Raw genomic sequence first — 12,892 nt, forward strand, 5'->3', positions numbered from 1 at the left:
AATGCCATATCCGTCGCCTCTGCTTTCCGGGTCAATTTCCGTCTGCAGTGCCGCCAGTTCCGTTTCCGTAGGCGCCCGCCAGCCCTGGTCGATGATGACCAGTTTCACCGTGCCTCCCCCGTTCCAGGCAGGGTATACCTTTACGCCGCCTACATTCTGCAGAGCGCTAACCTTTCTCTCATAATCAGCAATGTTTCCGCCAAAGGCATCCGCATCAAAGCTGGCAAAGTAACGTTTCCGTAGTTCATCGTCTCCTTCTTCATCCTCGCCGTCTGTCCGCAGTTCTTCCAGGTTAGCCGTTGCCAGTCCTGCCATCGTCTCCAGAGGAACCAGATTCCCCAGATAATCGTTCCCGCAGGCGCCTGCTGTTTCACATTCCAGTACATATCGCCCGTCTTCCTCTCTGGAAAGCACCACGTAATAATATTTCTCCAGAAAAAAACGTGTACCAGCCTCAACGGGGTATTCTTCTCCGTCTTCATCTAGAAAGCTCCCGTAAAATGTTGCCTTTACAGCCCCTTTCCGCTGAATACCTCTCTCTGCCGCACGTCTCGTCAGGTCATCCCCCGTCGCCGTGTCTGCAAAGGTTCTATCCTCCAGCATATCCAGATCCACATAAAAGGACGCCGTCTCCGCCGCATTGGGTGCCAGTGCATCATAGATCAGACTGCCCTGCCGCTTGTCCCTTTTGTCGTCAATCTGGTCAAGTTTCTGCTCCATCAGTTCTTCAAAACTTTTCACCATATCAAATATCCACCGTCCTTTCCGCCGTTATTTCGCCAAAGATAGTATGCACCAGAAATTCCGCCGTCACGCTTCCTTTCTCCTGCGCAAAGGAAAAATCCGTTACCGCCGTCACCCTGTCGTCTGCCAAAAGTGCATCTTCAATCCTCTTTTTCAGTTCAGGGATCACATAAGTCACGTTCTGCCCGTAAAGTTCCTCCAGCTCAGCGCCATAATTCCAGTCATAAATGGCATATCGGTATCTTTCCGTCTGCAGAATTTTGTTGACCGCCTGCTTCATCGCCTCCAGCTCATCTACAGTTCCCCGCACCTCTGCCCGTTCCTCGTTGATCTTCCAGGTCAGACTGGGAATCGTCTTTTTCTCAATGGTCGCCATGTCGATTTCCACTTCCTGTGTCGGTGTCATCCTATCCCTCCTTTCTCACTCTGTCCAGCACCAGATACTGCTGCCCGCCAGCCGCCCGCATCAGTGCCACCGCTTCTCCTGTCTGCAATTTTCTGTTTCTCTTCATTCTGTAGCTGTTCCACGTTCCTCCGTCAATGCTGATGGTTCCCGCCTCTTCCCATTCCAGCACGTTTTCCGTCAGCACCAGAAATTCTTCCGTCAGTTCCAGCCCCTCTTCCAATCGGATGCAGAGGGGCTCCGCCGCAGTCACCGTCCCGATGCAAAAATCCGCTCCTGTTTCCGCCGCGTCCAACGCCAGTTGTTTGATGATCTCAAGCATCCTTCGCCCTCCTTATCCGCGCAGCCGCCTGCCGCAGCTTTCCCTTTCTTCCCAAAGCTTTTTCGTCATTTGCCGCATCAGTTTTTCAATATCGATCTGTGTTTCCGTCTGTTTGTCTTCTCTCTTTGGCATCTCTTCCAGCCGAGTTTCCTGTGCAGGTTCTGTTTCTACGATCTGTTCCTCCTGCTCATCCTCTTCCATCACAGGGATGATGTTCCGTATAGCTTTTTCCTCTTCCGGTGTTTCCCACACAAACGCCGTTCCAAGTCCATGTTCTTCTGTCTCTTCCGTTTCCCGTCCCCCATTCCAGAAAACTTCCGCTGTAAATATCTTCGAAACATCTCGCTTCCCATTTAACGATTCGCCTTCCGCCTCCAAAAGTTTTTCTTCCTCTGCCGCTTCCACAAAAAAGAGTTTTTCTTCCTTCTCTTCCTGTGCAGTCTCTATGGATTCTGCCCAGAAAGCTTTTTTCGTTTCTTCCTGCGTCAGGGAAGCCACAGCGCCCATCTCAGCCAAATGATTTTCCACAGTCTCCGTATCATTCCAAAACCCAATGCTGTCCGTCTCGCCTGCCCCGATCTTCTCTTTCCAAAAATCCAGCAGACGCCCAAACAGCCCTTTCTTGTCTTTCTCCATACCCCTTTTCACCTCTTATCCTCTTGCCTTCTCTGCCGCTTCTATTTCCAATTCAATGGCAGCACAGCAAAACATCCGCTCAGGTGTAGTCATCTCTGCCCATTCTCCGGGCCGTATCCCGTATTTCCGGAGGGCATAGCAAGCATAGTCCGCCTCATCCACGCCCTCCTCGATCAGTTTTTTGCCTGTTCCTTCCAGGCCTTTTTCCGCCTTGCGAAGCCGTTGATATCCTTCACCGCTTCCAGCAGCCGCATATATTCCCCGGGGTAAAGCATCTCCTTCAACGCCTTTTCCCCGCTGTCCACGCCATAGCTTTCCCAAAGCACCTTATCTGTCAGATCAGGCTTCACTACGGAAAGCAGGCACAACGCCGCCCATTTGTCCTTCTTGCCTTCCGCCGCCCTGCGGTATTCCTCCTCACTGACCGCCCGAATCTCCCAAAGCACTTCTGCGCCGTCCTCTGCAAAGCAGGGAGAAATACTTACTTCTCGATTCTCAGGAAAGCCGTTGTTCTCCTTCAAAAAACTTTTCAAGTCCATCCTCAAACCTCCTCAATGCGGATATCCAGTTTCATTACATGCTCCCCATCCTCAAAAATATGGGTACAGCTTTCGATCAAGGCTTTTCCCGTCAGGCTGATCTCCGCCAGGTCAGGGATCTCCAGCCAGATGCTGTTCCCTGCGTAAAGCATTATGTCTCCATTGATATTCTCAATGGTCAGCTTCTTCACCACTCTGCATTTTTCTTTCAGTATGCTTTCCGCCAGTTCCTTCAGCTGGGCGCTGTTCATGGTGTAAGCCACTCTCTTATAATACTGCAGCCTGCCCCATTCCTTCACCTTGTCCGCCTTTTCCACTTCCCATGCCTTCCGTTCCGTTTCCTTTCGCCCCGCATGGTAAAGCCTTACGGCGTTATAGGTATCCTGGCTGATATCCGTCTTATATGTATAATCGCTGATGCCGCCGTCGCATTTCAGCACAGCATCTGCCGCTAGTTCGTTTCTTTCCTTCACCGTCAGCCAGCCCGCCTTGTCGAAAAGGAAATATTCCTTCCCTGTTGCCTGCCCGCAAATTTCCAGCGCCGAAAGAATAATATCCATCAGCGTTTCCCCTTCTTCAATACGCTGTGGAATTTTCCAGCCGCTGTCGGTGATCTCGCCCACCTGCAACCCATAGTCCGCTGCAATGGTTCGGATGATGTCTCCTGTCCCCTGATTCAGGAAAACATAAGTCGCCTTGTTCCTTGCCAGATAAAACATCTGGTCGTACGCCGTCACGGAAATGATCTGTTCACTGGTTCTCTCCTTCGTCATCACAAATCCGCTGAACCGCAGAATCGTATCCACGTAAAGAGAAACTTTATCCCCTTCTACGAAATTCACGATACCATCTCGTACAACCTTAAACTTCAGCCTGCCAGCCTTCCCCGCGATGCTGGCATACCATTCCACGCCGCCTTCCAAAATCGGCGTTGCATCATAAATATTACTGCCATGCTGCAGCAATAACTTTATTTCCAACCCCTTCTCCCCTTTCTCTTAAAGCTTCAAAACCTGCCCGGGATAGATGAGGTTCGGATTGGAAATGCCATTCTTCTGGGCGATTTCCTTATACTTCGTCCCGTCACCCAGCTGTTTTTTCGCAATGTTCCAAAGACAGTCCCCCTTCTGCACCGTATAGGTGGCGGCGGCCGTTTTGGCCGCCCGTTCCTGCCCCTGTTCCACCATCGTGTTGCCTTTTACGCTGTAACGGATGCTTTTCGCCGTTTTCCATTCCTTCCAGTGCATTTCCACCCAGAAGTCCCCCTGTTCGCCGCCTTTTTCCGTCACAGTGTAATCCTCCAGCAGCACTTCCATGTTCCCGCAAAAAAGCTGTGTCCCGTCCGCCAGCCGCCTAAATAAAATCAGCTGTACAGGCTTCGCCGCCGCTTTGTATTCCTTAAAATAATTCAGGAAATATTCCGGCTCATGAAATCCATCTTCCGTCTGCACAAAACTGTATTGTCTCCCCGGAAGTAATGCCGTAAATCGAATCTCCTGCAAGCCAGGCTTTTTCGCCAGGTTCATTTCCCCAAAGTTCAGGATATAAACCGCTTTATTTCTGTTCCCTGTTTTCGTCTGGATCTCCGCCGGAGTTACAGGCAGCAAGATCTGCTTCCCGTCCTGTTTCAAATAAAGTCGATACATCCGCCGTCACCTCCGTTGATTTCTTCCACAGCCATCCGCAGTCGGTCGTATTCCCCTGCCAGCAGCAGCCTGCCCAGCAGTCTCTCCGCCCCTGCCATGCCATAGCTGTTCTGCAGTTTGGCATCTCTCAAGTCAGGGAACACCACGCTTTCCGCCAGCACTGCTCCTTCGTATCTCTTCTCATCCTCGCCGCATCTTCTCCAGATGTCCTCGTTTTCTCTCTGGCTCATAGGGCGGATGCGCCAAAGCATCTGCCCCCCGTCCTGTGCCAGTCTTTCCGTCAGAAGGACTTCTCTTTCTCCCCTGTCCTTCCTGTTCTCTCTATAAAAACATTCCTGTCCCAAAATATGCCCTCCCTTACCTTATTTCTTAAAGCTCGTCAAAGCTGTCCAGCAGTTCCACGCCGCCAAAGGTAAATTTCATTTCTTCATCCATAGCCGCTTCGTCCACATCCAGCTTGCCGATGAGCATTTCTTCAATGTTCACATCTTTCAGCAGAACCGTCTGTCTGCCTGTTTCCCCCGTAGGGTCTTCGTTGGTCAGCATCAGTTCAAAATAAGTGTCTACGCCGTTTTTCATGTAGTCCACCATCACTTTTCTGAACAGACTGCTCACATAGTAGACTGTCATGGTGCCGGTACCTTCCCAGCCGCCGCTTTTCTGCTGTTTCGCTGTCAGCCCCAGAATGGGGATGGCTGTTCTGGTTTTCTTCACCTTTGCCTGCACGTTTTTCACCTGCATCAGTTCATGTCTTTTCCCGTCAATGATGGCAAAGCAGGTGCCCAGCGCGCCATTGACAGTGTCTTTTGCTCTCAGATAACCCATGCTCGCACCTCCTTACACAACTTCCACTTTCATATACAGTTTTTCCATGGCATCCACAGGCTGTACGCTTTCGTAAACCACTACGTCCTGTTTTTCTGTACCTTTTTCCACAGTAATATCCTCCGCTGTGAAATTCTCGATGGCTTCAATCTTCATTAGCTCCTCATGGTACGCCAGAATTTCCGCCTTCAGCAGATTTCTGCCGTTGGCATTGTTGCTCTGTTTGCCCAGATAATATTTGCTGAAAATGTTCGCCACATCGTTGGCAATGCTGTCCAGAACACGTACCACTCTATTGCTGGAAAAATCACTGTTTTTCGCCGCTTCAAAGGAAGTAAAGCTGTTGATGTCTCTCAGCACACGCAGCTCGCCATCTTCTTCATAAAACAGGAACTGTCCTGCCTGAATGCCTTTGATGTATTCGCTCTTCTTCAGCTTCGCATCCACTTCATACTCGCCATCGTAAACAGTATTTGTCAGGCTTTCGTTCACTTCCGCACCTGCTGTTGCGCCCGCAACCCAGTAAACCAGTTCTTTTGCTGTGCCTACGGAAATGATGCCTTCGTGATCCGCTTCCGCATAATCATGCAGCACAGTCACGAATTTCACGCCTTCTTCCTCTCTCATTCTCTTTGTAAAGTTCACAAACAGCTTCTTTGTTGTTTCATCACTGCCGTTGTAAGCCAGCACATTGAAATCCTCCGCTTCTGCCGCCGCCAGAAAATCAGTGTACCCGCTGCCTGTCACCGCCGCTGTTGTACCGCCTGTCAGGTATGTACCAGCCGCCGCTGTCAGTGTGCCTGTGCCGCTGAAAGTCACAAAGTCGTTGTCCTCCAGTTCTTCGATGGTCGCCACTGTCTGTGTGTCCACCAGTTCTGTCCCCAGATAAGTTTCCACATCCCAGTAACCATCCTCGTCCACATTTGCCACGATAGCCAAGCAAATGTCATTCCCTCTTTCCCCTGCGTATTTCGCAGTTACTGTCAGGCCGCCTTCTGTTGCCTTCGCCTTTTCGCCGCCGTTCAGTCGATAGATTTTCGCCTTACTTGCATGCAGGAACAGTTCTCTCATGTCCTTCATTTCATCGCTCAGGTAATCATACCCAAACAGTGCCTTGCTGTCTGTTCTGAAGTCTACCGCTTCCACAGTCACCACGCCCTCAGCGCCCCAGTCCATTTCCATACCAACGCAGACTACGCCTCTTTCGCCCAGACTGCCCATGGCTCTGGGTCTGGAAACAAAATTGATGTATGCCCCGGGCAATACTTTATTCTGCACTAAAAAAGTGCCGCCGCCTAATGCCATATCAGTTCTCCTTTCTTTCTCCCGTCAAATATGCCTGAATTTCCTTTTCTGCCTCTTCCTTCGTGTAGTCTCTCTCCTCCAGTACCGCTTTCACCAGATCAGTGTTGTACCCAAAGGTCTTGCTCTTACTCAGCTGTTCCCTGCTGAATTTCTTCTTCATATCCAACCATTTCCTCTCCGTTCAGTTTCAGTCGTTCCATCAGTTCCGCATCTTCTTCCTCGTCAACGAAAACAATGTGGTATTCATATTCCACTGTAAATTTCACGCCGTCTGCTGTCTTTTCATGCTTCATGCCGCTGGCCGCGAATTTTTCATTTTCCCCGATGATGAGCAGCACTTCATACAGCCCGTCCACAGCTTCGATTCCTTCTGCCGCCGCTGTTTTTTCTTCTCCGCAGAAATAGTTGACCTCAAAAGTTACCTTCCGCGCCATTCTTCTCCCCAGCAGTCGCTTCTGCTCCAGTCCTTTCAGTTCCACTGTAAAACAGGGCTTCTTCCCGCCCCGGGGAACGCTCTGCCCATAAACAGGCAGCTGAAATCTCTCCGAAATCGTCTGGATGACTGCCTTTCTGATGTCCTCCGTCATACCACATCTCTCCTTCTCAGTCCAACCGCCTTATGGGTCAGAAAAACCTGGCTGTCTCCCGCCGCAAAGTAACGCCGTTCCTCGCCGTTCTCCTTCCGCACGCGGATCGCACTCCCTGGCAGGATGTCCTTCCCTGCGGGGTAAAGCAGCACGACTGTCTTTTCCACCTCCGCCAGCAGGCCGTTTTCGCCACTTGCCACCGTCTTTTCCATCAGGCGGCAGGGGAAGGAATCCCCTTCCCCCTTCTGGTGCAAAGTTTCGCCCCAGTCTGTGCCTTCCTCAGAAAAAATCTCCACATAACAGGTGTCCCAAAAGAGGCTTTCCACGGCTTTTTTTGCTCTTTCAAATTCTCTTTTCATGCCGCTGCCCCCTTTACCAGTCCATCCTTCTGAATCTGTCCAGTTCCACCTTGAAGCAAGCCAGCATTTCCTGCCCGCTTTCGCCGGAAACGCCCTCGGCAAAGGTCACACTGACGTCCCCTTCCTTGATGCTTTTCGCTTTCTGGGAAGGCGTCGCAGCCGCGCTGCTGTCCATCAGCATCCCCGCCAGTGCCACGCCAACGCCCAGCAGTTCTTCGGGCAGCTCGTCAATATTGCAGTAAGCCTGCATCATCTCTACGCTGCGTCCCGCCGCAAATTCCATGGCGGCAAGGTTCTCCTCATCGGCTCTCAATTCCTGCAGTTTCGCCAGAATCTTCTCTTTCATCCTTCCGCCGCCTTTCCTTACGCGTTATTGATGTTTACCAGTACGCCATCCATGCCGTTGTCCATGATCCACAGGTCATGGTATTTTCTGTAGTCAATTTTCCATGCGTTTGCATTCTGGTTTGTCATGGGGTCAAAAATTCTTGTCACGTCTGTTTTAGAAACCGCCACAGGTGCATTTTTCACCAGGATCATCCAGTTGATGTCTTTCGCATCTTCCGCGGCCGCAAAGCCACCATCCGCATTTTCCACGCCATCCAGGAAAGTATATTTTGTCTGGAATCTGGCAGAAGGCACGCGAATGATAGGACAACCGTCGATTTCCTTCACCTTGATTTCCGCCTTGCCCTGTTCAAAGAAACCGCTCTGCAGTACATTTGTGCCGCCCTTTGCCAGGTCCAGCATCCCTGCCACTTTCGCGCTCATGGCAATCACGATTTCTGTACATTCGCCTGCTGTGTCTCTTACTTCTGTAATGTCATTCATCAGGTTTTCAAAAATGCTGTCTACCGCAGGCGCGTAGCTTTTTGTTTTGCCTGCCGCTTCTGCCAGCTCCGCAATTTTGCTGTATCTGTAAGCGTCAATTTCAGTGATCACCTTTGTATTCTGGAATTCCCTCATCACATTGCCCGCTGTTGCCGCAAAATTTGTTTCATCCACGTCCATGGCATCCAGCTGGAAGGTTCTGCCTCTGTCCTGTGTCAGTTCTCTTGTTTCATAAGTCACCGTCACCGCGCCCTTGGCAAAACCGCCATCTCTGTCATAGTTCCCCAGACCGCTCATCTGCATTTTGGGAATCTTTACTTCCGCACCGCCGTTGTACTGCACCTGGCCGGCATTATCCTCCATCCAGCCTGTTGTAGATTTTTCCACCAGCTGGCTGTCCAGTTCTTCCATAAATACGCTTGCATATTCCAGTGTATTGATACTCATTCTCTCGTCCTCCTTATCTTCTCAGGCCTTTTCTGAAAGCCTCTCTGATCTCGTCTTCTCTCTTTTTCTGGCTGCTTCTTGCTGCGCCTGTACCCGTTCTTTTTTCTTCTTTTTCCTGGAACAGATAAGGTGCCTCTTCCTTGATTGCATCCATGTCCAGCCCCATCAGACCTTTTTTCTCATCGTAAGTCACCTTTTCCATGTCGATCAGCGCCAGAATGGCCTTCACATGCTTGCCGCCAGCCTTCAGAATTTCTCTTTCCACTGCCGCCTGTTTCTTCACTTCATCCAGCTCTTTGATTTTTGTATCCAGTTCCGCCTGCAGGTCGCCGCCATCGGCAGCTTCCTTTTCCAGTGCCGCCAGAATGTCTTTTCTCACATACGCGTCCTCTACGCCCAGTTCTCTCAGTTCCTTGTCTGTCATTTCTGTTTCCCCTTTCTTTCTCTCTCCAGCTGTTCCATCTCGCTGTTCACATCCTCCACAAAAGGATGTTTTCCCAACAGTGTCTTTTCGCTGACGATGTCCTTGCTTTCCTTGATGATCTGCATCGTCTCCAAATCATCCGTAATGCCATTGGTGTTCAGCGTGATCTGTATCTTTTTCCAATCCCAGTCGGTACCATTCTCCCTGTTCCAGTCCTCCACCGCAAAGCGGAAGAATTCCTTCATGGCCCTTTTGATCTCAGGCACGATGCCATTGATCTTCAGATAAAACATGGCATACTGGAATTTCAGTGCTACCCCGCTGACAGCCTTACCCCAGTCGTCGCTGTCTGTGTCCACGCCCATGCCAAAGTGGAAAATATCCTTTCGCAGCATCTGCATCCAGTCCAGCCTGCCTTCCACAGGCAGTTCCACCTGCTTTGCTTCCACGCTGCCGCTGCTGTCGCTGATCTGCACCGCTTTGTTCACCTGCAGCTTCCGCGCCACCGCGCTGGCTGTTTCGCCGCCATAGCCCTGAATGACCCAGTACAGATCCACCAGATCCAACAGATTATTGGTCCCTTCACTGCTCACATAGTCGTAAGCATCGATCAACCCCTTCACCAGCTGCAGGTCGGTCATCTCCTTGTCGTTGTTCCGAAGGGGGATAAAAGGCACTCTGCCCCAGCCATGCTGAAACACTTCTCTTTCTTCCCCGTCCAGCAGCTCCGTCACCGTCCAATGACCACTTTCATTGTCCTTCAGAAATTCTCCGTCGCCGTTTTCCGTGTAATAGGTCACGTTCTCCGCTGTCCACCATTCCACCCGTCTGCGGGTCTTTTCTCTCCCCTTGTCCAGAACTTTGATGTCGTAATAACGAATGACCTCTCGGATATCCTGCTGATACACCTCATCGTAAACCACAATGATCTCCTCCGCAGGCACGATGCAGTATCGGAATTCCCCTTCCTCATCGTAATAAACATGTAGGTATTCCACCCCCTTGTTTGCCGCCCCTGTCAGCCATTTCTGCAGCATACTGTTAAAGGTTTCATCAACCAGCTCCGCCAGCTCTTTTTCAAAGGCGATATTCCCGCCTTTTACCGCTACCGTAGGTTCTCTCCCCACCAGATACGCCGTCTTCTGGGCCACCAGTGTATGATGGAACGGGTTCACGCAATGGTGATTGCTTCTGTTGGGGTTGAAAAACATCTGCATGCTTTCTTCCCCGTCTCTTCCCGTTTCGGAAACAGGGCTTCTGCGAAAATCCTTCTGCAGGATGTCATGTTCCCCTTTGTAATATCGCTCGCCCTCTTCCATTTTCTTTTTCTTCTCGCTGTTTTTGTCCTCCTGAATGATCTCCTTCAGGATGTGGCTGTCGTTGAGGCTTTTCCCCGCCGCCAGCCTTGCTTTCAGCAGCTCCATTTCTGTGATAAACAATTCCCCTTCTCCTTTCTGTTATCTGATCCGTACATGTCTCATGTCATCTTCCCTGCTGTAGCGCACCGCGTCGATGGCATGATTTTCTCTGTCCGGGAACGCGGCCTTCCAGCCGCCTCTTCCGTCCCCCTCGTATTCGTATCCGTAGAACTCCCTTGCCGTTTCCGGGCATCGTTTCGGGTCAATGATGATCTCCTCCAGGTCCTGCAGCCACTTGATGCCGTAATAAACGCTGTCAGGCCCCTTCTTGGCCCCAATGGCTGCGACGCCATATTCCCGCATTTCCGCAATGGATTTCGGCTCTGCGCTGTCGCAAATGATTTCTCTGCGGTCCGGGTTCTCTTTGGATATTTCCTCCGCCAGTCTGCGGTTGCTCATGCCCTGGGCCCGCAGTTCAAAAAAGATATATAGACGCCGTCTGGTTTTGTCATAGTGGTTCACCGTGTAATGCAGTGGGTCCACGGCATACCCCCAGTCCAGCCCTCTGCGGATACGGTCAAAAGAGGCAATTTCTGCATCCGTGATCTCCCGCAGCGTCAGGTTTCGAAATACTTCTCCGCCGCCCCCTGTCACTTCCCCCAGATATTCGTGACGATAGGTTTCAGGATGTCGCTTCCGTATGTATTCCGCTTCTGCCAAAAACTGGCTTCCCAACCATTCCTCTTTCATTTCCAGATAGGTGCTGTGATGCACCAGCCTGTCCGCCCGTTCCTCCGTAACTTCCTGGTTTACCCAGCTTCGGGCGTGTTTTGGTGGGTTATAGCTGTAAAAGATACGAAATTCCTCGCCCCCACGCATCAGGCTCTGGTTCAGGTTTCGTAATTCCTGCATCCCGCCAAATTCGTCCGCCTCTTCATACCAGATGAATTTGGCATATCCCCTCTGAAATTTGATGGATTTCAACTTTCTCGGGTCGTCGCAGCCCCGAAACAGGATTTTCTGTCCCGTCCCCTTTCGCACCAGCTCCATAGGGCTGACCTTTCTTTCCCATTCATCCTCCACACCCAAAGCATGAATGGCCCAGGTCATCTGCTCGAATACGCTGTCCCGCAGGTTCGCCGCCACCTTTCGCAGCACCACCGCATTGGCATCCTCGTTCTCCACCAGCCCCAGAATAATTTCGATGGATAAAAACGAAGATTTCCCGCTGCCCCTGCCGCCTTTCAGCCAGTAGTGGGTATGCCTTCCTTCCCGAATGTCTCTGTGCAGTCCGTAAAACCCTTCCCCGATACACTCGCTTAGCCTCGTCATCTTCATGGCAAATCATCCACGATGATGATGCGGCTCTTTCCTTCTGGTTTTTTCTCTCTTTCGAACAAACTCTCCCGCTTGCCCAAAAGCTCTGCCGCTTTCATCCGCAGCTTCGGGTCGTCATCCTCTCGCATCATTTCCGTCAGAAAACACAGGATCTCTTCTTTTTCTGCCACTGCCGTTTCTTCTTCCGGCTTTTCTTTCTTAGGGTATTTCCTCTTCTCGATGGCTTTTTGAATCTTGCTCATCTGCATCAACTTTTTCGCCATGGTCTCCGCCTGTCTGTACCCCGCCAGTTTTGCCGCTTCTTTCGGTCGTTTTCCTTCCGCGCAGTATCGACAAAACAGTTCCTGTTTCTCCGTCAGTGTTTTTCTCTCTGCCACATTTGCATCGCCTCCTTTCTCCACTGCTTCCTCAATATATCCCCTTCCTTCTCTCACGTAGTCTCATCTTTCTCCATCTGCATCAGTTTTTCCAATGTCCTGTCCTGCAGCCGAAAAACTGTCGCCCGACTCATATGTAACTGCAGGCCAATATAGTCAAATCCATACCCCTTCTCAAACCGCAGTTCCACAAATTCCCGCTCATCCTCCGTCAGTGCTTTCAGCATTTCATCTGTTTCAGCCTTTTTCTCCAGAAGTCCCACCAGTTCCGCCTGTAGTTTTTCCATCTCTCCTTCATATCTTCGCTCGATTTCTTCCAGAATTTTCCCCACTGCCGCAGAATCATTTTCCTTTATCAAATTTTTCTGTTCTTCCCGCAGTTTCATCAATTTCTTCATTTCTTCCTGCTTCCATACGCACCGTTCCATGGCGCAGCCCCAGTCCAGCAACCGTACCTTCATACGCCCCTTGTCGCTGTCCAGTTTTCCTTTCACAAATGCCTTCCAAGCCAATCCATTTTCACCCCTTTGCACAAACACATATTCTTATTTTTATCTATTTATAGAATGTTTGTTCTTATTATTTCTATCATTTTCCTTGTTTTCCTGTCAACCTTAAATGTATTTTTAAATTCCAGTCTGATTGCTGGATTACCTTTGTACAAAATTTGCAAGAGTAACTTCTATACCTTTGGAATTTACTCTTGCATGCTATAATTTACCTATAACAGATAGCTGCCTGTGCAGAATGG

At 50.5% G+C, this 12,892-nt stretch carries 21 protein-coding genes; all 21 read right to left on the reverse strand.

Going from position 1 to position 12,892, the window contains the following annotated elements; all coding sequences use genetic code 11:
* Positions 1-744, reverse strand: a 744-nt coding sequence (locus IJ369_RS05275) for a baseplate J/gp47 family protein (protein WP_290716854.1), incomplete at its 3' end; no start/stop codon positions are given.
* Position 745: 1 nt separating this feature from the next.
* Positions 746-1,150, reverse strand: coding sequence for a DUF2634 domain-containing protein (locus IJ369_RS05280; protein WP_290716857.1), 405 nt, complete (start codon positions 1,148-1,150; stop codon positions 746-748).
* 1 nt (position 1,151) lies between these two features.
* Positions 1,152-1,469, reverse strand: a complete 318-nt coding sequence (locus IJ369_RS05285; protein WP_290716860.1) for a DUF2577 domain-containing protein — start codon at positions 1,467-1,469, stop codon at positions 1,152-1,154.
* Between the two features lie 12 nt (positions 1,470-1,481).
* Positions 1,482-2,105 (reverse strand): hypothetical protein, encoded by a 624-nt coding sequence (locus tag IJ369_RS05290; RefSeq protein ID WP_290716862.1) that lies wholly within the window; start codon positions 2,103-2,105, stop codon positions 1,482-1,484.
* 15 nt (positions 2,106-2,120) lie between these two features.
* Positions 2,121-2,267: a hypothetical protein gene (locus IJ369_RS05295; RefSeq protein WP_290716864.1), complete on the reverse strand. Its 147-nt coding sequence runs from the start codon at positions 2,265-2,267 to the stop codon at positions 2,121-2,123.
* A gap of 11 nt (positions 2,268-2,278) precedes the next feature.
* Positions 2,279-2,644, reverse strand: coding sequence for a phage tail assembly chaperone (locus tag IJ369_RS05300; protein WP_290716867.1), 366 nt, complete (start codon positions 2,642-2,644; stop codon positions 2,279-2,281).
* 2 nt (positions 2,645-2,646) lie between these two features.
* Positions 2,647-3,624 (reverse strand): XkdQ/YqbQ family protein, encoded by a 978-nt coding sequence (locus tag IJ369_RS05305; protein WP_290716870.1) that lies wholly within the window; start codon positions 3,622-3,624, stop codon positions 2,647-2,649.
* Between the two features lie 18 nt (positions 3,625-3,642).
* Positions 3,643-4,290 (reverse strand): LysM peptidoglycan-binding domain-containing protein, encoded by a 648-nt coding sequence (locus tag IJ369_RS05310; RefSeq protein WP_290716874.1) that lies wholly within the window; start codon positions 4,288-4,290, stop codon positions 3,643-3,645.
* Positions 4,272-4,634: a phage tail assembly chaperone gene (locus tag IJ369_RS05315; RefSeq protein WP_290716877.1), complete on the reverse strand. Its 363-nt coding sequence runs from the start codon at positions 4,632-4,634 to the stop codon at positions 4,272-4,274. The genes IJ369_RS05310 and IJ369_RS05315 overlap by 19 nt, the downstream gene beginning before the upstream one ends.
* A 25-nt stretch (positions 4,635-4,659) precedes the next feature.
* Positions 4,660-5,115, reverse strand: coding sequence for a phage tail tube protein (locus IJ369_RS05320; RefSeq protein ID WP_290716880.1), 456 nt, complete (start codon positions 5,113-5,115; stop codon positions 4,660-4,662).
* A gap of 12 nt (positions 5,116-5,127) precedes the next feature.
* Positions 5,128-6,420 (reverse strand): phage tail sheath family protein, encoded by a 1,293-nt coding sequence (locus IJ369_RS05325; RefSeq protein WP_290716883.1) that lies wholly within the window; start codon positions 6,418-6,420, stop codon positions 5,128-5,130.
* Between the two features lies 1 nt (position 6,421).
* Entirely contained in the window at positions 6,422-6,580 is a 159-nt protein-coding gene (locus IJ369_RS05330; RefSeq protein ID WP_290716886.1) for a hypothetical protein, read from the reverse strand.
* A complete protein-coding gene (locus IJ369_RS05335; RefSeq protein WP_290716888.1) occupies positions 6,546-7,007 on the reverse strand; it encodes a phage tail terminator family protein in 462 nt (153 codons plus the stop codon). Before IJ369_RS05335 ends, IJ369_RS05330 begins: the two co-directional genes overlap by 35 nt.
* On the reverse strand, positions 7,004-7,366 hold the full coding sequence (locus IJ369_RS05340; RefSeq protein WP_290716890.1) for a hypothetical protein: 363 nt from the start codon (positions 7,364-7,366) through the stop codon (positions 7,004-7,006). Before IJ369_RS05340 ends, IJ369_RS05335 begins: the two co-directional genes overlap by 4 nt.
* Positions 7,367-7,379: 13 nt before the next feature.
* Positions 7,380-7,712: a hypothetical protein gene (locus IJ369_RS05345; protein ID WP_290716893.1), complete on the reverse strand. Its 333-nt coding sequence runs from the start codon at positions 7,710-7,712 to the stop codon at positions 7,380-7,382.
* Positions 7,713-7,729: 17 nt separating this feature from the next.
* Positions 7,730-8,644, reverse strand: coding sequence for a hypothetical protein (locus tag IJ369_RS05350; protein WP_290716896.1), 915 nt, complete (start codon positions 8,642-8,644; stop codon positions 7,730-7,732).
* A gap of 13 nt (positions 8,645-8,657) precedes the next feature.
* The gene (locus tag IJ369_RS05355) at positions 8,658-9,068 is read right to left on the reverse strand and encodes a phage scaffolding protein (RefSeq protein WP_290716898.1); all 411 of its coding nucleotides are present in this window, start codon (positions 9,066-9,068) and stop codon (positions 8,658-8,660) included.
* Complete coding sequence (locus IJ369_RS05360; protein ID WP_290716900.1) at positions 9,065-10,507, reverse strand: phage portal protein; 1,443 nt, start codon at positions 10,505-10,507, stop codon at positions 9,065-9,067. The genes IJ369_RS05355 and IJ369_RS05360 overlap by 4 nt, the downstream gene beginning before the upstream one ends.
* A gap of 18 nt (positions 10,508-10,525) precedes the next feature.
* Complete coding sequence (locus tag IJ369_RS05365) at positions 10,526-11,764, reverse strand: PBSX family phage terminase large subunit (RefSeq protein ID WP_290716902.1); 1,239 nt, start codon at positions 11,762-11,764, stop codon at positions 10,526-10,528.
* Positions 11,761-12,141, reverse strand: coding sequence for a terminase small subunit (locus tag IJ369_RS05370; RefSeq protein ID WP_290716905.1), 381 nt, complete (start codon positions 12,139-12,141; stop codon positions 11,761-11,763). Before IJ369_RS05370 ends, IJ369_RS05365 begins: the two co-directional genes overlap by 4 nt.
* Positions 12,142-12,194: 53 nt before the next feature.
* Positions 12,195-12,635, reverse strand: coding sequence for a sigma factor-like helix-turn-helix DNA-binding protein (locus tag IJ369_RS05375; RefSeq protein ID WP_290716907.1), 441 nt, complete (start codon positions 12,633-12,635; stop codon positions 12,195-12,197).
* Positions 12,636-12,892: the final 257 nt, after the last annotated feature.

The sequence above is a fragment of the Anaerotignum sp. genome, from assembly GCF_017483025.1.
Lineage (GTDB): Bacteria > Bacillota > Clostridia > Lachnospirales > Anaerotignaceae > Anaerotignum_A.

Bases quoted from the DNA above. Each gene is read 5' to 3' on its own strand.
- IJ369_RS05325 (WP_290716883.1), bottom strand. From the start codon at position 6,420: ATGGCATTAGGCGGCGGCACTTTTTTAGTGCAGAATAAAGTATTGCCC.
- IJ369_RS05285 (WP_290716860.1), bottom strand. From the start codon at position 1,469: ATGCTTGAGATCATCAAACAACTGGCGTTGGACGCGGCGGAAACAGGA.
- IJ369_RS05330 (WP_290716886.1), bottom strand. From the start codon at position 6,580: ATGAAGAAGAAATTCAGCAGGGAACAGCTGAGTAAGAGCAAGACCTTT.
- IJ369_RS05345 (WP_290716893.1), bottom strand. From the start codon at position 7,712: ATGAAAGAGAAGATTCTGGCGAAACTGCAGGAATTGAGAGCCGATGAG.
- IJ369_RS05320 (WP_290716880.1), bottom strand. From the start codon at position 5,115: ATGGGTTATCTGAGAGCAAAAGACACTGTCAATGGCGCGCTGGGCACC.
- IJ369_RS05280 (WP_290716857.1), bottom strand. From the start codon at position 1,150: ATGACACCGACACAGGAAGTGGAAATCGACATGGCGACCATTGAGAAA.
- IJ369_RS05355 (WP_290716898.1), bottom strand. From the start codon at position 9,068: ATGACAGACAAGGAACTGAGAGAACTGGGCGTAGAGGACGCGTATGTG.
- IJ369_RS05340 (WP_290716890.1), bottom strand. From the start codon at position 7,366: ATGAAAAGAGAATTTGAAAGAGCAAAAAAAGCCGTGGAAAGCCTCTTT.
- IJ369_RS05310 (WP_290716874.1), bottom strand. From the start codon at position 4,290: ATGTATCGACTTTATTTGAAACAGGACGGGAAGCAGATCTTGCTGCCT.
- IJ369_RS05365 (WP_290716902.1), bottom strand. From the start codon at position 11,764: ATGAAGATGACGAGGCTAAGCGAGTGTATCGGGGAAGGGTTTTACGGA.
- IJ369_RS05335 (WP_290716888.1), bottom strand. From the start codon at position 7,007: ATGACGGAGGACATCAGAAAGGCAGTCATCCAGACGATTTCGGAGAGA.
- IJ369_RS05290 (WP_290716862.1), bottom strand. From the start codon at position 2,105: ATGGAGAAAGACAAGAAAGGGCTGTTTGGGCGTCTGCTGGATTTTTGG.
- IJ369_RS05300 (WP_290716867.1), bottom strand. From the start codon at position 2,644: ATGGACTTGAAAAGTTTTTTGAAGGAGAACAACGGCTTTCCTGAGAAT.
- IJ369_RS05350 (WP_290716896.1), bottom strand. From the start codon at position 8,644: ATGAGTATCAATACACTGGAATATGCAAGCGTATTTATGGAAGAACTG.